This is a genomic window from Pseudodesulfovibrio halophilus DSM 5663 (assembly GCF_059568665.1).
The window spans coordinates 341,164-361,692 of sequence record NZ_JCANTV010000011.1 but is presented as its reverse complement, the minus strand read 5'-3'; the positions used below and the strand labels follow the sequence as shown (position 1 = coordinate 361,692).

General features: G+C 56.9%; 21 protein-coding genes. 16 read left to right on the top strand and 5 right to left on the bottom strand.

What is annotated here, in order from left to right; translation table 11 throughout:
- Positions 1–1,187: 1,187 nt before the first annotated feature.
- Both BR24_RS10745 and BR24_RS10740 read right to left on the bottom strand, forming a co-directional pair.
- Positions 1,188–3,368 (bottom strand): molybdopterin-containing oxidoreductase family protein, encoded by a 2,181-nt coding sequence (locus BR24_RS10745; protein WP_496541484.1) that lies wholly within the window; start codon positions 3,366–3,368, stop codon positions 1,188–1,190.
- A 63-nt stretch (positions 3,369–3,431) separates the two neighbouring features.
- Positions 3,432–4,277 carry a DUF169 domain-containing protein gene (locus BR24_RS10740; RefSeq protein WP_496541483.1) on the bottom strand — a complete coding sequence of 282 codons (846 nt, stop codon included), beginning with the start codon at positions 4,275–4,277 and terminating at the stop codon, positions 3,432–3,434.
- Between the two features lie 134 nt (positions 4,278–4,411).
- On the opposite strand from BR24_RS10740, the gene BR24_RS10735 reads away from it, so the two are divergent.
- Entirely contained in the window at positions 4,412–5,293 is an 882-nt protein-coding gene (locus tag BR24_RS10735; protein ID WP_496541482.1) for a LysR family transcriptional regulator, read from the top strand.
- An 18-nt stretch (positions 5,294–5,311) separates the two neighbouring features.
- Here BR24_RS10735 and BR24_RS10730 read toward each other — a convergent pair whose 3' ends face one another.
- Positions 5,312–6,184 (bottom strand): AraC family transcriptional regulator, encoded by an 873-nt coding sequence (locus tag BR24_RS10730; protein WP_496541487.1) that lies wholly within the window; start codon positions 6,182–6,184, stop codon positions 5,312–5,314.
- Between the two features lie 186 nt (positions 6,185–6,370).
- Here BR24_RS10730 and BR24_RS10725 point away from each other — a divergent pair, with 186 nt between their 5' ends.
- From BR24_RS10725 to BR24_RS10670, 12 genes are all read left to right on the top strand, one after another.
- The gene (locus tag BR24_RS10725; protein ID WP_496541481.1) at positions 6,371–7,558 is read left to right on the top strand and encodes an iron-containing alcohol dehydrogenase; all 1,188 of its coding nucleotides are present in this window, start codon (positions 6,371–6,373) and stop codon (positions 7,556–7,558) included.
- A 42-nt stretch (positions 7,559–7,600) separates the two neighbouring features.
- Positions 7,601–8,638 carry an alpha/beta hydrolase gene (locus BR24_RS10720; protein ID WP_496541480.1) on the top strand — a complete coding sequence of 346 codons (1,038 nt, stop codon included), beginning with the start codon at positions 7,601–7,603 and terminating at the stop codon, positions 8,636–8,638.
- Positions 8,639–8,728: 90 nt separating this feature from the next.
- Positions 8,729–9,349 (top strand): DapH/DapD/GlmU-related protein, encoded by a 621-nt coding sequence (locus tag BR24_RS10715; RefSeq protein WP_496541479.1) that lies wholly within the window; start codon positions 8,729–8,731, stop codon positions 9,347–9,349.
- Complete coding sequence (locus tag BR24_RS10710) at positions 9,346–9,717, top strand: cyclophilin-like fold protein (RefSeq protein WP_496541478.1); 372 nt, start codon at positions 9,346–9,348, stop codon at positions 9,715–9,717. Before BR24_RS10715 ends, BR24_RS10710 begins: the two co-directional genes overlap by 4 nt.
- Before the next feature lie 27 nt (positions 9,718–9,744).
- Positions 9,745–10,152, top strand: coding sequence for a cupin domain-containing protein (locus BR24_RS10705; protein ID WP_496541477.1), 408 nt, complete (start codon positions 9,745–9,747; stop codon positions 10,150–10,152).
- 130 nt (positions 10,153–10,282) lie between these two features.
- A complete protein-coding gene (locus tag BR24_RS10700; protein ID WP_496541476.1) occupies positions 10,283–10,747 on the top strand; it encodes a (R)-mandelonitrile lyase in 465 nt (154 codons plus the stop codon).
- Between the two features lie 10 nt (positions 10,748–10,757).
- On the top strand, positions 10,758–11,492 hold the full coding sequence (locus BR24_RS10695) for a carboxymuconolactone decarboxylase family protein (protein WP_496541475.1): 735 nt from the start codon (positions 10,758–10,760) through the stop codon (positions 11,490–11,492).
- Positions 11,493–11,589: 97 nt separating this feature from the next.
- Positions 11,590–12,123 (top strand): flavodoxin family protein, encoded by a 534-nt coding sequence (locus tag BR24_RS10690; protein WP_496541474.1) that lies wholly within the window; start codon positions 11,590–11,592, stop codon positions 12,121–12,123.
- Between the two features lie 15 nt (positions 12,124–12,138).
- Positions 12,139–12,507 carry a tautomerase family protein gene (locus BR24_RS10685; protein ID WP_496541473.1) on the top strand — a complete coding sequence of 123 codons (369 nt, stop codon included), beginning with the start codon at positions 12,139–12,141 and terminating at the stop codon, positions 12,505–12,507.
- A gap of 9 nt (positions 12,508–12,516) precedes the next feature.
- Positions 12,517–13,359 carry a cyclophilin-like fold protein gene (locus tag BR24_RS10680; RefSeq protein ID WP_496541472.1) on the top strand — a complete coding sequence of 281 codons (843 nt, stop codon included), beginning with the start codon at positions 12,517–12,519 and terminating at the stop codon, positions 13,357–13,359.
- A gap of 169 nt (positions 13,360–13,528) precedes the next feature.
- Positions 13,529–13,714: a hypothetical protein gene (locus tag BR24_RS10675; RefSeq protein WP_496541471.1), complete on the top strand. Its 186-nt coding sequence runs from the start codon at positions 13,529–13,531 to the stop codon at positions 13,712–13,714.
- Between the two features lie 31 nt (positions 13,715–13,745).
- The gene (locus BR24_RS10670) at positions 13,746–14,891 is read left to right on the top strand and encodes an MBL fold metallo-hydrolase (protein WP_496541470.1); all 1,146 of its coding nucleotides are present in this window, start codon (positions 13,746–13,748) and stop codon (positions 14,889–14,891) included.
- A gap of 564 nt (positions 14,892–15,455) precedes the next feature.
- On the opposite strand, the gene nadD is transcribed toward BR24_RS10670, so the two are convergent.
- Both nadD and BR24_RS10660 read right to left on the bottom strand, forming a co-directional pair.
- Complete coding sequence (nadD, locus tag BR24_RS10665) at positions 15,456–16,106, bottom strand: nicotinate (nicotinamide) nucleotide adenylyltransferase (RefSeq protein ID WP_496541469.1); 651 nt, start codon at positions 16,104–16,106, stop codon at positions 15,456–15,458.
- 132 nt (positions 16,107–16,238) lie between these two features.
- The gene (locus tag BR24_RS10660; RefSeq protein ID WP_496541468.1) at positions 16,239–17,498 is read right to left on the bottom strand and encodes a glutamate-5-semialdehyde dehydrogenase; all 1,260 of its coding nucleotides are present in this window, start codon (positions 17,496–17,498) and stop codon (positions 16,239–16,241) included.
- A gap of 80 nt (positions 17,499–17,578) precedes the next feature.
- Between BR24_RS10660 and BR24_RS10655 the strand changes: the two genes are divergently transcribed.
- The 3 genes from BR24_RS10655 to iorA all read left to right on the top strand — a co-directional run bounded on the left by BR24_RS10655 (position 17,579) and on the right by iorA (position 20,529).
- Entirely contained in the window at positions 17,579–17,938 is a 360-nt protein-coding gene (locus BR24_RS10655; protein WP_496541467.1) for a hypothetical protein, read from the top strand.
- A gap of 76 nt (positions 17,939–18,014) precedes the next feature.
- Positions 18,015–18,665: a YfgM family protein gene (locus BR24_RS10650; RefSeq protein WP_496541466.1), complete on the top strand. Its 651-nt coding sequence runs from the start codon at positions 18,015–18,017 to the stop codon at positions 18,663–18,665.
- Between the two features lie 25 nt (positions 18,666–18,690).
- Positions 18,691–20,529 carry an indolepyruvate ferredoxin oxidoreductase subunit alpha gene (gene iorA / locus BR24_RS10645; protein WP_496541465.1) on the top strand — a complete coding sequence of 613 codons (1,839 nt, stop codon included), beginning with the start codon at positions 18,691–18,693 and terminating at the stop codon, positions 20,527–20,529.

Here is a 20,529-nt window from a genome sequence, read left to right as displayed (position 1 = left end):
CAGAAAAAGCCCCAGAAAGGGGCTTCTCTTGAAAATATGAATGCCTGACGCAACTATGCTCCAAGCAAGGGTCTTGTCATGAAGGTCCGTCGTCCCTGTGGGACGTCTGACATGGCTAAAACAGGTGTCGGCTCGGAGCCGAAACGCCAGTTGGACACAAGAAGATCTGCTTTCAATTCCTCACCTCAAAACGTCACTGACGCTTCAGAGCAAGGTGGGCCAAGCCGTTCCAAAGAAACAGCCTGTTGCAGAAACTGCAACACAAAACCATACGGGATGAATAATGCCCTGCTCCCAGTGAAAGAAATCTCCTTTCAACGGTCCAATTCAATAGTGGGTGTCACAGCACAAGTTCATGCGCCTTGCGCCTGCCGCTGGGGGCAGAAATGTGACCTTCGGGGAAGCTGGCAACGATCGGCGCTCGGGTCCAACCGTTCATCTGGTAAATGGGTTTGTGTAAGCTTGGCGTTTGTTTTGGAAAGAATGCCGTTTGTTTCGGAAAAACGGCGGTAAGCGTTGAAGCCGTAAGCTTCGTACGTCGTCATCAGTTCGGACTTCGTCACGAACTTATGACGCGCGTCAATTCGTTTTACCTCCTTCTGGTTACGGAATTATCCGATGGATATATCCAACCATACGACGCCGCAAAACCTTCGCGCAAGCTCCGGCGGCAGGATTTCTTCACCTCCCGCCGGTTTTTTCGCGAGCATGACGCAAGCAGTCGCCGGAGCATCGCTGCTGTCTTCATCCGTAAGACTCGAAGACTCGCCAACGGCTAAAGTAAGGCCAAGCCTTTCGGACATTCGTCTTTGTCGGACGGACTTATACGGCGACTCTAATTGCGTTGTCATCCGTGCAGGCGACGGCGAGAGGGATGGCGGTTTCGACTCTGGCTCAAGGGAAATTTGAAGTCGGGATAGCTCCGCGCATTGTAATCTTGGTCGGGGCTTGCTTTTATCTCGCATTCTCGTCCGGGAGCCATGAAGCGTCTTAGTCCCATGCCTTGGCGTTACTCCAGATTATCTTATGAACACTCTTCGCATTCTTTTATGTGCGGTGGTTCGCTCATATCTCTTTCGACACAGAGGGCTTCGGGGTTTCTCCGAAGCCCTCAGCTCTCGCATTATTGCGGAGGTGTAGCCAGTTCGTCTTGTTAAGTCGTTGGGACGTATTATACGCTCTGAGAACTACTCCTTTTCAACACGACACAACAGCGCGGAGTGCGGCCAACTGCCGATCTCCGGACTACAGAACTCCGGTCCGTCGGGGCAGAGCATGTTCGTGTTCGATTCGAAGACGCCGAAGAGATCGGGGAGCTTTTCGTTACGCTCCGGGAACCACCAGGAGTGCTGAGCATCCACCATCTTCGGGTGCATGGCGTCCGTGATGTGAACGCGCTGGCGGATGGAACCGTGCGGTGAGGAGATAACGGCCCAGTCCCCCTCAGCCAGTCCCAGATCGGCTGCCGTATCCGGGTGGATGGAGAGCAGCGGATCGGGCACCTTCTTGCGCGCCTTTTCGATCTGCCGTTGCTCGGAATGATACATCGGCATGAAGCGGCTGCCGGTGATGAGGATGAGGGGATACTCTTCCGTCACCTCGGCCTTGTCGCTCTTCGGACTCCAGACCGGCTCTTTGTATACGGGGAGCGGGTCAGCACCCAGTTCTTCGAAGATCGAGGATTTGAGCTCGACCTTGCCTGATGGCGTGCCGAACCCGTCCTTCTCGTAGCGCCGGAATTCCCGCTCTCCGAAAAGGCCGTTCTGATCGGCGAGCTTGTCGAAGTTCAGGCCGATCGGCTCCAGGCAATGGTCGTAGACGTCCTTGACGGTCTCCCACGGCCAGTACTCTTCCTGGCCGAGGCGCAGGCCGAGCTGCCTGTAGAAGTAATAGCTGTCCTTGCGCTCCTCAATGGGATCGATGCCCTGCGGGCAGGCGACGCAGAAAGCGCCGGTCAGCCACAGTTCGGGCTGCTCCACGGTAGTGGACGCAGGGAAGACGTAGTCGGCCATGGCTGCGGACGGAGTCATGTAGTATTCCATGACCACGTATAGATCGAGGGCCTTGAGCGCCTCGAACACCTGCTGCGTGTTGGGCAGGGAGAGGAGCGGATTGCTCGCCAGGGTGATGGCCGCCTTCACGGGATAGGGCTTTCCGGTGATGATGGCTTCCATGACATCTCTTGCATGGGCCAAGTTGGAGTGCCAGGCCTCCGGGGGCATGCAGTATCCTCTGGGCAGCTTCTGGTTGGCGGCGAAGTTGCGTTCCCAGCCGGGGAAGCCGAAGAACGGGTACTTGTCCGCGCCGAGCTGCTTGGCCTTCTGGCTCTCGGGCATCATGTCGTTGCGCTCGAGGTATTCCCAGTCATGGACCATGCCGACATTGGCCGCCTGGCTGAAGATGTCGCCGCCGGGAATTTCCAGGTTGCCCGTGATGGCGCGCAGGATCGCCCGGCCGCGAGCGCACTGGGTGGAGTTGACGCCCTGCTTGTCCAGGCCGAGGCCGAAGGGGATCACGGCAGATGCGGCGGTCGCGTACATGGTGGCGGATTCGACCACAAGGGCGGCCGGGATCGAGGTGATCTTCTCGACCGTTTCCGGCGTGTAAGATTCGACGGCGACCATGAGTTCGTCAAAGCCCACGGTGTAGTTGGCCACGAACTCTTTATCGTAAAGATCGTTGGCGATGATGTATCTAATCCATCCCAGCATCAGCGCGAGGTCGGTGCCGGGGCGGATTTGCAGCCAGAGGTCAGCCTTTTCGGCTTCGGGTGTCCGGCGCGGGTCGACAACCATGAGCTTGGCGCCATTCTTTCGTGCCGCAGCGAGCATGGGGGCGACGCCCATCGGATTCGATTTGGAAGGATTGCATCCCCACATGACGACGCATTGGGAATGGACGATATCGCTGCCCATGGCCATGCCGCCGTAAGTGGCGTACTCAGTGGCGTAGCTCGGGCACATGCAGATGGTGTTCACGCCGCAGGTGTTGGGGGACCCGAAGAGGTTGAAGAAGCGGCGGCAGTCCCAGTGGTAGGTCCGCTTGGTGCCGTGGGTGAAGGTCAGGGTTTCGGCCCCGAACTCGTCGCGCAGCTTCGAGAGCTTCTCGGCCACTTCATCCAGGGCCTGCTCCCAGCTGATCCGCTCCCATTTGCCTTCGCCGCGCGCGCCGACCCGCTTCAGCGGGTAGTTCAGCCTATCGGGATGATAAATGTGGTCCAGCATCAAGCGGCCGCGCTCGCAGAGCGCACCTTGGGTGATCGGATGATCGGCATCGCCGGTGATCTTCACGACCTTGCCGTTGTCGATATGCAGCAGCATTCCGCAGCGGGGATGACACAGTCCGCAATAACTTCTTCGTATTTCCATCGTACACCTCTTCTCTCCCTTGTAGGGATATAGCATTGGTTCGAGTAATATTACTAGGTTCGGTTAGCTGTCGTCGCCCCAAGCCTTGGCGCTGCGTTCTACCTTCTTGCGCACGCCCTTCCAGTCGGTTTCGTGGGCGAACATGGAGTCGGGCAGGGCGGCCAGCATCTTCTCATAGAGGTCCAGGGAAACGGTGAAGGTCAGTTCGTCGGTTTTCATGAACTTGCGGGCCGAAGGGTCGAAACCGCCGATGACAGCCCTTTCCAGGCCCTGACCCTTGTAATAGAGGGGCCAGCTGATCATGTTGGTGCAGCCTGCGCCGAAGGGTGAGACAACACATTCCATGTCCCCCGTGGTAAAAGTGGCCTGGGTGAAGAGGCCGCTGAGCACTTCGGGGCGGGCAAAGAAGATGACGAATTCCGGCTTTACGTCGTCGTTGAACTGGGACATCGGCTTGAAAATGCAATACTTGCCGGTGGCCTCGCGGGGGTTCACCTTTTCCATGAATTCGCGCATGGCGTCGGGGTTGGGCATGTAGCGCTCACCGTGCAAGGGAGTCCCTTCGAATCCGGTGGACACGTAGTGCTCAATGAACCGCAGGTGGGGCTTCATCATGGAACAGTAATACACGCCGCCGGGACAGCCATACTTATCGGCGGAAATATAGGCCGCACCGCCCTTTTTCCGGGCCAGCCAGACGTTGCCCATGACGCAGGAGAACGACTTCATGACCTTCTGCATGTCCAGCTCGTGCTTGTCTTCCAATTCTCGTGAGATGGGCGTGCCCGTTTTCGGGCCGTAGGCGTTCTCTGGCAGGGTGTCGGCGTAATAGACGCCGAAGGGCTCTTCGGTTAGGGCGAGATATTCGAGGAAGGTGGCGGTGCCGTCGAGTATGGTTTGCATCGACATGTCTGTCTCCTTTGGTAGGTCGTCTTGTGTCCGCTCTCAGGCGGACGGGTTGCCTTTAGACTTAGCTTCTCATACCATGCTCACAGATAAAATAAACATGGCTGAATGAAAAACTCTATTCTTCTGGTGGCATAATGGTGAAAGAATTCCTGAATGACGTTCCCTTGCTGGTAGAGGTAGCCAAGCAGAAAAATTTCACCAAGGCTGCGGATGCATTGGGGATCGGCGTGTCGACCCTTTCCAGACGCATCAAGCTGCTGGAAGAAAGGATGGGCGTGCTGCTGTTTTACCGTGATACCCGGAATGTCGAGCTGACCGACAACGGCGCGTACCTTCTGGACCGTTGCGGGTTTATTCTGGAAGAAACGCAGAAGGCCTACGACTCGGTGGTCATGAACATGCAGAAGCCGTCAGGGTTGATCCGCGTTTGCATGTTTCGAGACCTCTACGAACGGTTGCTCAAGGAAGCGATATTGGAGTTCGCGGCGACCTGGCCGGATATTCAGATCGATTTGACCTTTGTGGAACATCCCGTTGATATGCGCACGGACCCGTATGATGTGGCGTTTCTTATCGGGTTTTCCGTGGCTCCTTCGCTTGTCGCCCGGAAGCTGCTCACCATCGAGCCGCACCTCTATGCCTCGCCCACCCTCTTCAAGCATTACCCCATCCCCCAGGAACCAAACGACCTTCATCAACTTCCCTGCATCGTACTGCAACGGTTCGGGAATCGGTGGCCCATGCACAACAGCAATCGGCAGGTCGTTGTCGAGCTACAGCCGCAGTACAGCTTCAGTTCAGTCGGACTCTGTCTCGATTTCGTATTGGCAGGACGTGGCGTCGCCATGATTCGCGAGGGCGATGCCGGACCGGATGAAAAGGCCGGACGGCTGGTGCGCATACTGCCGGAATGGAGTGCTGGGTTCGTGCACGACGTGAGCATGGTGACTGGTTCTAGCCAACTTCCGCGAAGAGTCCGGCTGTTCATGGATCACATTCTGGCCTCTGTTGCATAGTGACGGTTGCGCAGAATCTTACGCCGAACGCATCTCACGAATGATTTCCGCCGGACTTTGTCCGAAGTGGCGCTTGAATTCGCGGCTGAATTGCGACGGGCTTTCGTAGCCCACGGCGTCGGCTGCCAGATATGCCTTCATGTTCTCCTGCACGATGAGGTCCTTTGCGCGGGAGAGCCGAATCTTCTTGAGATACTGCAAAGGAGAGTCGGCGGTGATTTCCTTGAACGCCTTGTGGAAAGCGGACACGCTCATGTGTGCGGATTCCGCCAACCGCTGCACGTCCAGCTTTTCGTTGTAGCTGCCGTCCATCAGGTTGATGACATGCATCACCTGAGCGAATGAGTTATTCCCTCTCGCCAATGAATAGAGCACACGGGCCTGACTGCCGCAGAGTGCGCGGTAGTAGATTTCCCTCATCAGCCCCGGAGCCAGAATCTCTGCTTCCCGCTCTGTTCGTAGCGCCTTGAGCAGCTTGGTCACGGCATCCTTCATGTCTCCATCCATGGCGGACGGGCCGATGCCGAGCGGATAGCCGTCTTCCATACCCGAGTATTCGGCCTGTAGGTCCATCTGGACGATCAGGTCGTTCAACTGCCCCATATCAATATCAACGTACACGCCAAGCAGCGGCTCATCCTCGCCGGGAAAGGATTCACTTTCAAAGGGCATGGTCACGGATACGACCAGATAGTTATCCGCGTCATAGTGGAAGGACTGGCCGCCAAGATGGCCGACCTTGGCTCCGGATGCGACGATGCACAATCCAGGATTGTACAACATTGGCCTGCGGCGAACTTGCCTGGTTTCCTTGAAAAAACGGACGCCGGGATACGTCGACTCAACGGCTGATCCGTCAGGGATTTCTTGTTCTTTCAGTAATTCAAGCATGTTGGACATTGGTGTACTCCTGCGGTGGTCTGGTTTTATTATGAACACCATTTTTTGGACGTATTCAATAGAAAGATGTTGTCTTTGGAGGAATGGGCAAGTCTTTGAGAGAAATGTGCGTTCAAGTTCGATCGGGAACCCTTTAAAAAGAGATCATCAAAGCATGAAACCCAAAAGGAGTGCATAATGAATTTTGAATTTCAGAACCCGACCAAGATCGTATTTGGAGCCGGCAACCTCTCTCGCCTCGGCGAAATTGTGAGCGGGTACGGCAAAAAGGCATTGCTCGTCACCGGCGGGGGCAGCGTCAAGCGAAGCGGCGTGTTCGACAAGGCCGTTGACAGCCTGAAGGCTGCCGGAGTCAACGTGGCCGAGTGCTCCGGCGTTGAGCCCAATCCGCGTATCGATTCTGTAGCTCGCGGCGCCGAAATCATCCGCGAGGAAAAGTGTGACGTAGTCATCGCCCTGGGCGGCGGTTCCACCATGGACGCGGCCAAGGTCATGGCTGCGGCCGCTCTCTACGACGGCGAACCATGGAACCTGATCGCCCATGGTCAGGAGAACTGGCATATCCCCACCGAGGCTCTGCCCATCATCACGGTGCCGACCCTCGCGGCGACAGGCTCGGAGATGAACTGCGGTGCAGTTATCTCCAATGCTGAGACCAAGGTGAAGTCCTTTGTTCAGGCCGATTGTCTTTTCCCGAAGGTCGCCCTGGTCGACCCCGAGCTGACCCTCTCGGTTCCCTCTGATCAGACCGCCTACGGCGTGTGCGACATCATTACCCATGTCATGGAAGGCTACTTCAACGGCGTTGACGGCACGCCTATCCAGGACCGTTTCGCCGAGGGCGTAATCATCAACGCCATCGAGTGGGGGCGTAAAGCCGTGGCCGACGGCAGCGACCTGGAGGCCCGCACCCAGGTGCAGTGGGCATCCATTGTGGCCCTCAACGGCTGGGTTCAGGCAGGCGTGAACATGCTGCCCCCCATGCACATGATTGAGCACGCCCTGTCTGCCCATCACGACATCACGCACGGCGCCGGACTGGCCGTCGTGGGGCCTGCCTGGATGCGTTTTGCAGCCGAGCATCGCCCCGAGCGGTTTGTCCAGTTCGCTGAGCGTATCTTCGGCATCTCCGAGGAAGGCAAGAGCGCGGAAGCCCGGGCAACCGAAAGCATCGACGCCTATGTGGCTTTTCTCAAGGAGATAGGCTGCCCCACCACTTTGGCCGAAGTAAACATCGGCGACGAACTGTTCGAGCAGTATGCAGAGGATGCAGCCCTCGTTGTCAGCGACGAGAACGGCAACCTGATGGCCCGGCCGCCCATGTCCAAGGACGACATCGTCGGTGTGCTGCGCGACGCGCTGTAGACCGCACATTTCATAATATTATTATCCATGAAGGAGATTGCCATGAATAACAAGACAACTATGACCAAGACACTCATGACCATGCTGTTATTGCTGACGCTGGTATTATGCGTCAGTCCGGCTCAGGCGGAAAACGACAAGTTCTGGGACAAGACGTATGAGCTGAGCGACCAAGTGATTCACGAAAAGGTCCAGTTCCATAATCGGTTCGGGGTATACATTTCGGCCGACATGTTTAAGCCAGCCGATTTCAAGGCCTCAAAAAAGTACGCTGCGCTCATCGTCGGTACCCCATATGGCGGTGTCAAGGAACAGGGCGCGGGCATCTACGCCCAGGAAATGGCCAAACGTGGCTTCGTGGCCATCGCCTTTGACGAATCCTACAACGGAGAGAGCGGGGGATTCCCACGTCAGACCTCGTCCGTGGAGGGGTTCGTGGAAGATTTCCACGCCGCTGTGGACTACATGGGCACCCGTCCGTACGTGGACCGGGAAAAGATCGGCGTCATCGGCATCTGCGGTAGCGGCGCCTTTGCCCTGTCCGCCGCCCAGGTGGACCGTCGCATCAAGGCTGTTGCCACAGCCAGCATGTATGACATGTCCCGGGTCAAGGCCAACGGATGGAAGGATTCATGGACCGAGGATCAGCGTAACGCCTATCTCGATAAGGTCGGCGAGCAGCGCTGGAAGGAATACGCCGGCGGCGCAGTGAAGACCCTTGGGCTGCCCGACACCATCGACGAAAATACCGACCCCATTACCCGCGAGTTCTACGAGTATTATAAGACGGACCGGGGACATCATCCGCGCTCCACGACGCACTTCAAGATGATCAGCGACATGGCCTTCATGAATTACAAGCTGCTTGATCGCGTCAAGTCCATCTCGCCTCGCCCGATACTGTTCATCATGGGGGAAAATGCACACTCGCGATACTTTACCGAAGACGTCTACGAACAGGCCGCCGGCCCCAAGGAGCTCGTCATCGTACCGGACGCCAGGCATATCGACCTGTATGACCGTGTGGACATGATTCCCTTCGACAAGCTGGATGACTTCTTCACCAAGAGTCTGAAGTAAGGCTTGGGCACGAAAGCATGAAACGGACGGGGCCGCTGCTGGCCAGAGGTCCTGTCCACAATTCACGAATCCGAATAAAAGCAAGCGAATATGATGAATCTCAAGGGACTATTGGACCATTTCGACAATGGTCATTCCATGGAGGCCGGATCGGACCTTCATGAAGTATTGGTCCATTACAGCAACGAAGCCATGCGGATCACTGCCGCGTTGAACGGTTCGTATCATCCGCGTGAAAAAGTCCGATCCCTGATGTCGGAACTCATCGGCAAGCCGGTGGACGACACCTTCACCTTGTTCCCTCCGATTTACTCCGACTTCGGAAAGAACATCAGCATTGGAAAGAATGTTTTCATCAACTCCTGCTGCAATTTTCAGGATCAGGGCGGCGTTACCATCATGGATGGCGCATTCATCGGGCACAAAGTGGTCTTTGCCACTCTGAACCATGGCTACTCCCGGAAAACGCGGCGGCGCATCTACCCCGCGCCCATTGTAGTCGGCGAAAACGCCTGGATCAGCTCCAGTGCCACGATACTTCCCGGCGTCACCATTGGTGAAAACGCCACTGTCGCTGCCGGGGCGGTGGTGAACAGAGATGTTGCCCCGGATACCATTGTCGGCGGTGTGCCAGCAAAATTCATCAAGACCGTTGCTGAAGCTGAAGCGGAAAAAGAGAAAGCGCAACACGAGTATAAGGAAGAGATATGACCGAGAACGAAATCCCAATAAAATTGATCGTCGGGGAGACGGTCATCCCAGCCATCCTGAATGAGAGCAGGCCCGCGCAGGCACTGCTGAACAAGCTGCCGTGCCCCGTCAGGCTGCAAGGCTATGAGCACGATTACTGCGGCGTTATGAACGAAGCTCTGCCGTATGACAGCAGCGAGTTGCGCAGCGGATGGTCCAACGGGGATATCGCCTTTGCCGTGAGCGGAAATTACTTCGCAATACTCTATAAGGACGAGGAAATCTCCCAGCAGTTTGACGGTATGGTCACCATGGGGGCGCTGGAAGGCGATCCTCTGATCATGGAAACCCTTGATGGCAGCATCGCCGTCAGGATTGAAGCCGAATAACGACCCTGAGACAACAGGAGCATTGATATGAGCGATACATTCAACGGAGAGGGGATTTTCCCGAAAGGGGCCCTGAACGAAGCCTACGCGGACTATTTTACCGGCACCAGCTATCTCGAAATGCTGTCCATGGAAGGCGTTGTCATCGGCAACGTGACCTTTGAGCCGGGTTGCCGCAATTTCTGGCACATCCACCACAAAGGCGGCCAGATCCTGTTGGTGACCGGCGGACGCGGCTGGTACCAGGAAGAAGGCAAGCCCGCGCAGGCCCTCAAGCCCGGCGATGTCGTCAACATCCCGCCAGAAACCAAACACTGGCACGGCGCGGCCAAGGACTCCTGGTTCGCCCACGTGGCTGTGGAAGTCCCGGCCGAAGGCAAATCCAATGAGTGGCTGGAGCCGGTGTCAGACGAAGAATATGACGCGCTTGGTTAGTTTGATCCAAGCGTTTACATAACCGATTTTAGTCAGTCATGCGGCTGGCTCAACTAACCGGGCAACTCTCTATGGGGCTCTCGAAATGCTCTCCTCATCAGGGAATCCGGACCAATTCAAGGAGCATTCAATGAAGAAACTGATCATCATCCTGGCTGTATTGGCCTTTGCTTCTGTCGCATTCGCGGAAAAGGGGCAGGAAGTCTACCGCAAGGGTACCCAGAAATCCTTCACCGGCCCGGCCGATTTATTCACCGGCGAGGTGACGGTGGACATGCTTTTCCCTGCCAACGACACCGCACACTATTCCGGTGCGTATGTCACCTTCCAGCCGGGCGCCAGGACCAACTGGCACTGGCATCCGGCCGGGCAGCACATGATCGTGACTGACGGCGTGGCCCTGACCGGAACCCGTGAGGGTAAAGTCATTGAATTTGTGGAAGGCGAAACCGTCTGGTGTCCTGTCGGTGTCGACCATTGGCACGGCGCGACTCCCGAGAAGGCCATGACCCATCTCGTCATCACGGGCAGCAAGGACGGCAAGGCTGTCGTCTGGAAGGAAAAAGTCACCGACGAACAATACATGAAGCGATAGGAGGCCGACCATGCAGATTAGGAAATATATCCCAGTTCTCGCGGCGTTGGTCCTCGCATTCGGTCTTGCGACAACAACGGAGGCAAGCACAATGAATACTGAAACAACACTTGACGCCCGCCAGAAGGCGATCGTCACCATAGCCGCATTCACCACCAGCGGCGACATTGATCAGCTCAAACCGGCGCTGAACCAAGGACTGGACGCCGGGCTGACCGTCAATGAAGTGAAGGAAGTTCTGGTGCAAATGTACGCGTATGCGGGTTTCCCCCGCAGCCTGGGTGGCATCTGGGCCTTCATGAGTGTCATGGACGAACGCGAGGCCAAGGGCATCAAGGACGAGGTCGGCAAGGACGCCTCTCCGATTCCGGCCGATCTCGACCGTGACGCCTACGGCGCCCGTGTGCGGGCTGAACTGGCCGGGCTGGATGAAGTCCCCGAGGAGAAAGCTCCCTACCAGAAGTTCTCCCCGATCATCGACACCTTCCTCAAGGAGCACCTGTTTGCTGACATCTTCGCCCGGGATATCCTGACGTTTCAGGAGCGCGAGCTGGCGACCATCGCCTGCCTGGCCAACCTCGGCGGAGCCGAAGGTCCGCTCAAGTTTCACTTCGGCGCAGCCATGAACACCGGCCTCTCCGAAGGTCAGATGCACGACTTCATCAAGGTGCTCGAAGCCCGAGTTGGTAAAGAACAGGCAAAGATCGCGGACAAAGTACTTTCCGAAGTGCTGGCCGATCGCTAGGAGCCAACCTCTAGCAACTGAAATCAATGACATACATCCCGACCGGAGCGGGACTCCGTTCCGGTCGGGAGTCATCTTTAACAGCTACGACAACACAATGAGCAAAACGATACTTCTTATCTCTTCGAGTCCGAGAAAAAACGCCAACTCCGACATCCTGTGTGAAGAATTCATGCGGGGGGCGCAGGAGAGCGGTCACAGCGTGGAGAAGATCCGCCTTGCAGAGAGCGACATAAACTACTGTACCGGGTGCTGCTCCTGTATCGGCAAGCCTGGACGTTGCGTTCAGCGTGACGACATGAACGGTATTCTGGAAAAGATCCTTGCCGCCGACGTGCTCGTCCTGGGCAGTCCGGTCTATTTTCATTCTTTCAATGGCATCATGAAAACATTCATGGACAGGGTCTGTCCCATATATCCGCTGATCCACGGCAAAGACGTATACTTTATTGTGGCTGCGGCGGGCGGCAACATTCCCGTGAACAATGCGTTCAAGACCTTCAGATTCTTCACCGATTGTCTGGATGTTACTGAAAAAGGAACCGTTGCCGTGACCGGCGTCTGGGGCGAAGGCGAAGCATCGGGCAGCCGTGCGATGAAAGAAGCCCGTTCCATGGGCCTGGATGCCTGATAATACGGAGAAACTATGAACGGTAAGTATACTCGCCGGGATTTCATGGTAAAAGGGACCGTTGGTCTTGGCGCTGCGATCGCGTGTGAATTGAGCGGCGTCAGCATGTCGGGCCGTATTGAAGCCATGGCCTCACAAGCAGTACAGGAGGAACTCATGCCCCATGTCAGCGTTAAGCTATGGCCTGGTCGATCCGAGGAGGAGAAGCAGCGGCTTGCCGACGCCATTGTTGAGGATGTTGTCAAAATTACCGGAAGCAGCGAATCATCTGTCTCAGTCTCCATCGAGGACGTGCCGTCCGGCGATTGGAAGGAAGAGGTCTATGATCCGGAGATTCGAGACAAGGCCTCCTTATTATACAAGAAGCCTGGATATTCAATGTAGGGGAACACTATGAAAACGCCAATGAGTCGTCTGTTTTTCATGCTCGGACTCGTCGTTTACGCGATTGGGGCAGGCGCGATTTCAGGAGCCATTGCCGCTGAAAACCCGCCGCCTCGACTGTCGCCACTGACGGTGGAGATTGTTTCACAAGGGGAAAAGGCGACATTCCAGCTCTACGAGACGGTGGCAGCCAAAGAATTATATGATCAGCTCCCCCTGACACTGGATTTGACCAACTTCCGTGACGCCCAGTGGATGTTTTACCCTCCCAGGAAGCTGAACGTGAAGGCGAATGAGGCGTACCACGATGGCAAGAAGGGAGAGTTGAGCTACTACGCTCCCTGGGGCGACGTGTTTATGCTCTACAAGGATTTTTATGCGGGCGATGAGATGCACCGCCTGGGCATCGGCATCAGCGGTGTTGACGACATCGCAGCCATGTCGGGGAGTGCTGTCATCCGAAAAGGGGAACCGTTGACGACACAGAAGGAAGAAGCCATGCGGATTATTGTGAAGGCGAACGGCAACACGATCATTTATGAGCTCAATGACAGCCAGGCCTCGAAAGACCTGTATGCCCAATTGCCGTTGGAAATCGATGTTGAGGACTACGGCGGCAAGGAAATAATCTATTACCCGCCTCAAAAGCTGGGCACCTCGAATACGCCGCTGGTCGAATCGGCACGATCGGGGACCCTCGCCTACTACGCGCCCTGGGCGGATGTCGTGATGTTCTACGACAGGTTCGGCTCTGCTTCAGGGCTTTACGAGCTGGGCCAGGCGATTCAGGGAGAAGAGCACATCCGCTCCCTGGCCGGGACCGTCAAGATTGAAGCGGTCACGCCTGAGTAGACACGAATAGGCAATATTGGCCCTGTTTTTGGCCACATATGTCGCCGCTTGGACACGATCAGGCAATGTTTTGGGAGAAACTGTCAACACGTCCCGCTCTGATTGTTGTATTGTTCGCTCACAGTTCGGCGGGATGATGTCTTTTCTCGCCAAAGCAAAGGAGTGAACCATGAATCTGTATGATATTGCCCGAACCGTTTCGGACTGTGTTGCAACCTTGGGCGAGGTGCTCTATCCGGACTTGATTTGTTCTATCACCGTGAATGGCATTGTTCTGGCCGTCTTGCTGCTTGGCGCCATCCGTCTGATGGGACCGCTCTGTCCCAAAGGGCTGGATGAGAACCTCCAGAATTAAGCCGGACACTCCTGTCCGCTCCTCCTTGATCATGAAAAACACCATGCTGTATAAAACACTCCTCCTTCTTCTGCTTTTCATTGCTCTGGCTGCCATCTCCGGCTGTTTCTACCTGAGTCACGACAAGTTCGGCAGACTGCCTCAAGGGGATCGGCTCGACGCACTGTCCAAGTCACCGAATTACCGTGACGACACCTTTCACAACCGTGAACCCATTGCGCAGATCGTCGAAGGCGGTGGAGGATTGGGCCTGTGGTTGCAATTCCTCCTGCGCGACGGAGACGGACTGACACCGCCAGGCCCATTGCCCGTAATCAAAACCGATCTCAAATCACTCGATCCGGACAGGGACGTTGTCATCTGGCTCGGCCACTCTTCCTATTTCGTCCGCATGGGCGGCAAAAGCATCCTCATCGACCCGGTGTTCAGCGACCACGCCTCGCCCGTCTCCTTCTCCACCCGGGCGTTCGAAGGCACCACCATCTATACGGCCGAGGATATGCCGGATATCGACTACCTGCTCATCTCCCACGACCACTGGGACCATCTGGATTACGACACGGTTACGGCGCTCATGCCTCGGATATGTCACGTCGTCACCGGCCTCGGAGTGGGCGAACATTTTGATCGCTGGGGCTTCCCGAATGATATGGTCGTAGAGGCCGATTGGGATACCGAGGTAAAGCTGGAAGAAGGTTTGACCATCCACGTCCTGACGGCACGCCATTTTTCCGGGCGGTTGTTTGACCGAAACCGCACCCTGTGGGTTTCTTTCGCACTGGAAACCCCGACTCGTCGGATATTTTACAGCGGCGACAGCGGGTATGGTGCTCATTTCAAGGAGATCGGCGAGCGATTCGGGGGCTTCGACCTGGTCATGCTCGACAGCGGGCAGTACAATGAAGCGTGGCAGCATGTGCATATGAACCCCGAGCAGGCCGCCCAGGCCGCCGTCGACCTCCAGACCCGGGCGGCGCTGCCGTCGCACGTCGGCCGGTTCAACATCTCCTACCACACATGGGATGAACCGTTCAGGCGATTCACGGCGGCTGGGGCTGGCAAGCCATACCGGGTCGTGACACCGATGATCGGCGAAGCAATCGATATCGATAATCGCTCAAAGCCATTTTCCCCTTGGTGGGAGTTGAGCGAAAAAAAGGAGGTCATTGCCCGTTAGCAAAGGGACCACTGTGTCGGTATCTCGTGTCTGCTATGTGTCCGCTTTTCTCACGACGCCCAGCGAAATCAACGACATTCCGCGCTTTCTGCACATCATGCTACAGTGTGTTTCGAATAGGCTTGGTGGCAAATAAGTCCAGTATTATTGTTTGGTTAGATGGTCCTATAAGTTGAACGTCCTCAAAAATGGCATTCAAAGGGTCGTGGATTGAGCTTGGACCTTGACCCTTTCTAAGTGAACAAGCGAAATGCCCAGCTTTGAACTTAGAACATGTGGAAAAACATGTGTGAATTTTGTCCAAAAAACAGCAGAATCTGCCTTGAATTAAAAAGAAGGAGCTGCCATCATTTAAATGATGGCAGCTCCTAGCATTTCGAAAATACGGTGAACCTTTTGGGCAAAAGGACCTTTTGCCCCTGCCTCCACATTTCGTGCCCCCTCCGTGTCTTCAGTCGTGTTAAACACGGCTTACCTGTGAACGGTGCGATCTGCAAGCACCTGAAATAACGAAGATAAGCGGCCTTCGCGTTTCTTTTCCGCTCCCCTGCCCGTCGGAGACCCTTAAGCATTCCAGCAGGCTGTTATTTCGGGGCGTTTTTCCTCGAGCATTGCTTCCACCTGATCGGGGACAAGCAGATGGATGCTTCTTTTTCTCAGCCAGCGTTCGCGCAGGTAGGAAGCTTTGACGTCGAGTCTGGGGATTTCGATGATTCGGATACGGTTGCCAGTGGGCATAATCCATTCATTTTCCGAAACGCTTTCTGCGTCGGGCCAAGTGCGCTTGATATAGTCGTCGGCCCGGTCCGCAGCATCCCAGCGACTGACGACGGCGAGGTTCGCCATGGAGGGGATTTCCAATCCACGGTTCCAGGTCGGGATTTCGAGAAATGTGGCGGCGCCCATGATGAAGTGCAGTTCGGATTCCGGTTTTTCTTCCTGATAACAGGTGAGGGTGTCGCAAGTGAAGGACGGGCCGGAGCGCTGGCCTTCTATGGGGTTTCCGTTAAGGCCGGGGATGCCCTTGACGGAGCGTTCGACCATTTCCATTCGCTGTTCGAAGGGAAGCAGCCGCTTGGCGTCTTTGTGCGGGGGCTGGCCGGTGGGGACGAGTTCCACCATGTCGAGTTCAAGGGCTTCTCTTGCTTCGATGGCCATGCGGACGTGCCCTATGTGAAGAGGGTTGAAGGTCCCCCCGAGAATACCGAGCTTCATGCTAGTGACTCCTTGTGTCATTTCTTCAGTATTGCAGGATAATACGTCATGAACGCCGCGGCAAGCCTTGTGGCGTGAAAAACGGGCCGATGCCTGAAGCGGCATCGGCCCGTGAGTGTCGAGCGGGTTGCTCTACTCTCGGATTTGCCAGTCGCCGAGCAGGACGAACTTGGCCGAGGTGAGCTCCTTGACTCCCATGGGGCCGTAAGCATGCAGCTTGGAGGTGGAGATGCCGATCTCTGCGCCAAGGCCGAGCTGACCGCCATCGTTGAACCGGGTCGAGGCGTTGGATACAACCAGCGATGCGTCAACTTCATTAATGAAGCGCATGGCGTTGGACTGGCTCTCGGTGAGAATGGATTCGGTATGACTGGAGCCGTGTTCGTCTATGAAGTCCATGGCCTCGTCCATGTCGGCGACGATTCGGACGGCCATGACAAGGTCAAGGTATTCCTTGCCCCAGTCCTCGTCGGTGGCGGACTCCGCGTTCTGCCCCATGAGTGGCAGGCTCTCCGGGCAGGCCCGAAATTGCACGCCTTTACCGCCGAGGTGCTCGGCGACCTTCGACAGGAAATCCTTTGCGACCGAGCGGTGCACCAAGAGGCACTCCAGAGCGTTGCAGCCGCTTGGATACTGCATTTTGGCGTTTTCAACGATGGGCAGAGATTTTTCGAGATCAGCGCTTTCGTCCACGAAAATATGGCAGACGCCTTTGTAGTGTTTGAGCACCGGCATCCGGGCCTGCTGCGTGACGGCCCGGATGAGCCCTTCGCCGCCGCGCGGGATGACAACGTCAATGTATTCATCGAGCTTGAGCAGTTCGGAAACGGCTTCGCGGTCCGTGGTTGCGGGGGCCTGCACGGCATCTCTGGGCAGCCCGGCCTCTTCAAGAGCGCGGTGCATGAGTTCCACGAGACACTTGTTGGAGTGAAAGGCTTCGGAGCCTCCGCGCAGAATCACGGCGTTGCCTGCCTTGAGGCACAGGATTCCTGCGTCGACAGTGGCGTTGGGGCGAGACTCGTAGATCATGGCGATGACACCAAGCGGCGTACGCATGCGTCCGACGAGCATCCCGTTGGGCCGTTTGACCATGCTCTCGATTTCGCCCACGGGGTCGGACATGGCGGCAACCTCCCGACATCCGGCAATCATTGAACCCAGCACCTTGTCGCTGATGGTCAGGCGCTGGGTTCGGGCCTTGTCCAAGCCGCGCTCTTCTGCGGCCTGAAGATCCTTGGCGTTGGCTTCGCGAACCGCGTCCGCCTCGCTTTCCAGCAGTTCGGCCAGACGGTCGAGAGCTTCAGCCCGGGATTTGCCGGACGAGTTGGCGAGAGCGCGGGACGCCTTTCGCGCCTTGCGACCCATTTCGGTCATTTCATTCTGTATGGTCATGCAAAACCTCCGATGCATTGTATTCTTAAAGGAATACGGGAATGTATTCACCCAGACCCCAAGCTGTCAAACCGAGGATCATGCGGCTGGAACGTAGCTGCAGTGAACATGCTTTGGTTGAACCTGCCATCATCCACCAAAGCCTCGCCGACTTGGATGTCAACCGATCCTTTCATCAAAAACAAACGTCGCCTGCCCCGGCAACGAGCCTATTGAAAAATGTACCATCATGTCATTTGTGGAATACATTTTCTGAGCCCGCTTCATTCTATACCTCCGGGAGGTTTGATAAAACAGGTCTTTTTCAACACTTTCGACAGTCGCTGTCTACACCCAGCACGGCGCAGGCAGGCCCTCAGGCCGCGTTTGAACAGTTTAAAAGACGACTTTTTTATCATTTACCCTTTGACTGTTTTTACAATTTTGATTATTTGCAATGAGCGTCCGGGAGCCTGACTCCCGGCGCGTTTTCAATTTGCGTTCAATACCATCTTCGAATCGGAGGAACAGGCTCCCATGAGCGAAAACGAAACCAATCAGAACAACGATTTTTCCAATCCTGAACAAAATGTGTCGGGAGGCATGCACCCGGCATTCGAAACGGCACTCAAGTACAAGAAGCAAATCCTTATGGGTATCGGCGCCGTTCTGGTGCTGGGCCTGATCATCGGGGGCATGCGCTGGCAGCGCGCCAGCGCCGTGAACAGCGCGCAGGAACGCCTCGGCACCATCCTGCTCGAGAACGAGGGCGAAGCGCGCATCGGCGCCCTGGAAGCCCTGCTCGAAGACGCCCCCTCCGCCATCCGGCCCGCAGTGCTTCTGGAACTGGCGGAGACCTGCATGAAGAGCGACCTTCACGAGAAGGCCGCGGACTACTATGGACGCCTCTCCAACTCCGAAGACAAGGCCGTGGCCCTGATCGCCGCGCTGGGGCAGTCCAAGGCACTTATCATGACCGGAAAGGCTCAGGAAGCATACGGCGTTCTCGAAGACGTCGCCGAAGATGCTCCAGAGAGCTTCACCGCAGCCGTCTACCGGCAGCTCGCCCTTGCGGCGGAGGCGGCCGGAAAGGATGAAGCAGCCCTTGCGGCGTGGGAAAAGCTGATGGACAAGCCCACCGCCGACAAGAACTTCATCGAATACAAGCTCCAGCAGCTCAACAAGTAAAACGGAACAAGCACGGAGAAAGTCAATGTCGAACCCCCTGCTGACCGAAGCTTCCGGCGAAACGCACATGCTCCTCGGCAACGAGGCCATCGTGCGCGGCGCTGTGGAGGCGGGCATTCAGGTCGTCACATGCTACCCCGGCACCCCTTCCTCGGAGGTCCCGGACACCTTCTTCCGCATTTCCCCGGAAGGTAAGTATTACTTCGAATACTCGGTCAACGAGAAGGTCGCCCTGGAAGTGGGCGGCGGCGCTACACTAGCTGGAGCACTAACCCTGACAACAATGAAGCACGTGGGCGTCAACGTCGCGGCCGACCCGCTCATGACCCTGTGCTACACCGGCTCTCCCGGCGGATTTGTGCTGCTCTCCGCAGACGACCCGGGCTGCCATTCCAGCCAGAACGAACAGGACAACCGTATCTACGCCCGCATCGCGGGTATGCCGGTCTTCGAACCCTCCACCGCGCAGGAAGCCAAGGACATGGCCCGCGACGCGCTGATCATGTCGAAGAAGCATGAAGCGCCGGTTCTGCTTCGCACCACCACCCGCGTGAACCACCTTCGCGGCCCGGTGGAATTCGGCCCGGCCTCCGATCCGGGCAAGCCCTCCGGATTCAAAAAGAATCCCTCCCGCTTCGTGCCGATCCCGGCCTTCTCCCGCCGCATGCACCTCGAGCTGTTGGATCGCCTCGACGCCCTGCGCGAAGAAGCGGAGAACAGCCCCTACAACACCATCACCGGCTCCGGCGAGACCGGAATCATCGCCAGCGGCATCAGCCGGGCATACGTGTCCGACGCGCTTGACAACTCAGGCCTCGCCGACCGCGTCAAGCTCTTCGACCTCGGCATGAGCTACCCGCTGCCGGAAAAGAAGGCGCTGGACTTCATGAAGGGCCTGAAGAAGCTGCTGGTCGTTGAAGAGCTCGAACCCGTGCTCGAAAACGAGCTGCGCGCTCTGGCACAGAAAAACGGCGTCGAGATTGAGATTCTCGGCAAGGGCGAACTTCCGCCGCACGGGGAATTCACCGTGACCATGGTGGAGAACGCCATCCGCTCCGTTCTTGGCGAAGCTGCCGTGGAAGAATGCGGCTGCGCCGGCGGCGAGGGACTGCCGAACCGTCCGCCGAACCTCTGCGCGGGCTGCCCGCACCGCGGTGCCTACTTCGCCACCCGCGAGGTCTTCGGCGACGACGCCGTCTACTCCTCGGACATCGGCTGCTACACCCTCGGCCTGCTTCCGCCGCTCTCCTGCGCGGACTTCCTGCTGTGCATGGGCTCTTCCGTGTCCGCAGGCGGCGGCGCCGCGCTGGCCGCCGGACAGACCGTGGTCGCCTTCATCGGCGACTCCACGTTCTTCCATTCCGGCCTGACAGGACTGGCAAACGCCGTGTTCAACAAACACGACCTGCTGCTGGTCATTCTCGACAACTACACCACCGCCATGACCGGGCACCAGCCCAACCCGGGCGTTCACCAGACCATCCTCGGCGAGAACGACTCTCGCGTGGATCTGGAGAAGTCCTGCGAAGGCGTCGGCGTGGAAACCATCCGCAGAGTCAACCCGCTCAACCGCAAGAAGATGACCGCGGCACTGGAAGAGCTCAAGGAAATGAAGGGCGTGCGCGTCCTCATCGCCGAGGAGCCCTGCCCGCTGCACACCCGCCGCATCACCCGCAAGGTGAAGCCGCAGGTGGCCTACGTCGCGGAAAGCTGCACCGGACGTTTCGAGTGTCTGGACAAGCTGGCCTGTCCTGCCATCTACAAGGATGGCGACAACAGGGCCGCGGTGAACGAGATTCTGTGTTCCGGCTGCATGCTCTGCCTGCAGATCTGTCCCAACATCAAAGCGAAGAAAAGGGGCTAA

What these genes read in the sequence shown, in the direction of transcription:
- BR24_RS10745 (WP_496541484.1), bottom strand. Translation starts at nt 3,368, where the DNA reads ATGGAAATACGAAGAAGTTATTGCGGACTGTGTCATCCCCGCTGCGGA.
- BR24_RS10740 (WP_496541483.1), bottom strand. Translation starts at nt 4,277, where the DNA reads ATGTCGATGCAAACCATACTCGACGGCACCGCCACCTTCCTCGAATAT.
- BR24_RS10735 (WP_496541482.1), top strand. Translation starts at nt 4,412, where the DNA reads ATGGTGAAAGAATTCCTGAATGACGTTCCCTTGCTGGTAGAGGTAGCC.
- BR24_RS10730 (WP_496541487.1), bottom strand. Translation starts at nt 6,184, where the DNA reads ATGCTTGAATTACTGAAAGAACAAGAAATCCCTGACGGATCAGCCGTT.
- BR24_RS10725 (WP_496541481.1), top strand. Translation starts at nt 6,371, where the DNA reads ATGAATTTTGAATTTCAGAACCCGACCAAGATCGTATTTGGAGCCGGC.
- BR24_RS10720 (WP_496541480.1), top strand. Translation starts at nt 7,601, where the DNA reads ATGAATAACAAGACAACTATGACCAAGACACTCATGACCATGCTGTTA.
- BR24_RS10715 (WP_496541479.1), top strand. Translation starts at nt 8,729, where the DNA reads ATGATGAATCTCAAGGGACTATTGGACCATTTCGACAATGGTCATTCC.
- BR24_RS10710 (WP_496541478.1), top strand. Translation starts at nt 9,346, where the DNA reads ATGACCGAGAACGAAATCCCAATAAAATTGATCGTCGGGGAGACGGTC.
- BR24_RS10705 (WP_496541477.1), top strand. Translation starts at nt 9,745, where the DNA reads ATGAGCGATACATTCAACGGAGAGGGGATTTTCCCGAAAGGGGCCCTG.
- BR24_RS10700 (WP_496541476.1), top strand. Translation starts at nt 10,283, where the DNA reads ATGAAGAAACTGATCATCATCCTGGCTGTATTGGCCTTTGCTTCTGTC.
- BR24_RS10695 (WP_496541475.1), top strand. Translation starts at nt 10,758, where the DNA reads ATGCAGATTAGGAAATATATCCCAGTTCTCGCGGCGTTGGTCCTCGCA.
- BR24_RS10690 (WP_496541474.1), top strand. Translation starts at nt 11,590, where the DNA reads ATGAGCAAAACGATACTTCTTATCTCTTCGAGTCCGAGAAAAAACGCC.
- BR24_RS10685 (WP_496541473.1), top strand. Translation starts at nt 12,139, where the DNA reads ATGAACGGTAAGTATACTCGCCGGGATTTCATGGTAAAAGGGACCGTT.
- BR24_RS10680 (WP_496541472.1), top strand. Translation starts at nt 12,517, where the DNA reads ATGAAAACGCCAATGAGTCGTCTGTTTTTCATGCTCGGACTCGTCGTT.
- BR24_RS10675 (WP_496541471.1), top strand. Translation starts at nt 13,529, where the DNA reads ATGAATCTGTATGATATTGCCCGAACCGTTTCGGACTGTGTTGCAACC.
- BR24_RS10670 (WP_496541470.1), top strand. Translation starts at nt 13,746, where the DNA reads ATGAAAAACACCATGCTGTATAAAACACTCCTCCTTCTTCTGCTTTTC.
- nadD (WP_496541469.1), bottom strand. Translation starts at nt 16,106, where the DNA reads ATGAAGCTCGGTATTCTCGGGGGGACCTTCAACCCTCTTCACATAGGG.
- BR24_RS10660 (WP_496541468.1), bottom strand. Translation starts at nt 17,498, where the DNA reads ATGACCATACAGAATGAAATGACCGAAATGGGTCGCAAGGCGCGAAAG.
- BR24_RS10655 (WP_496541467.1), top strand. Translation starts at nt 17,579, where the DNA reads ATGCGGCTGGAACGTAGCTGCAGTGAACATGCTTTGGTTGAACCTGCC.
- BR24_RS10650 (WP_496541466.1), top strand. Translation starts at nt 18,015, where the DNA reads ATGAGCGAAAACGAAACCAATCAGAACAACGATTTTTCCAATCCTGAA.
- iorA (WP_496541465.1), top strand. Translation starts at nt 18,691, where the DNA reads ATGTCGAACCCCCTGCTGACCGAAGCTTCCGGCGAAACGCACATGCTC.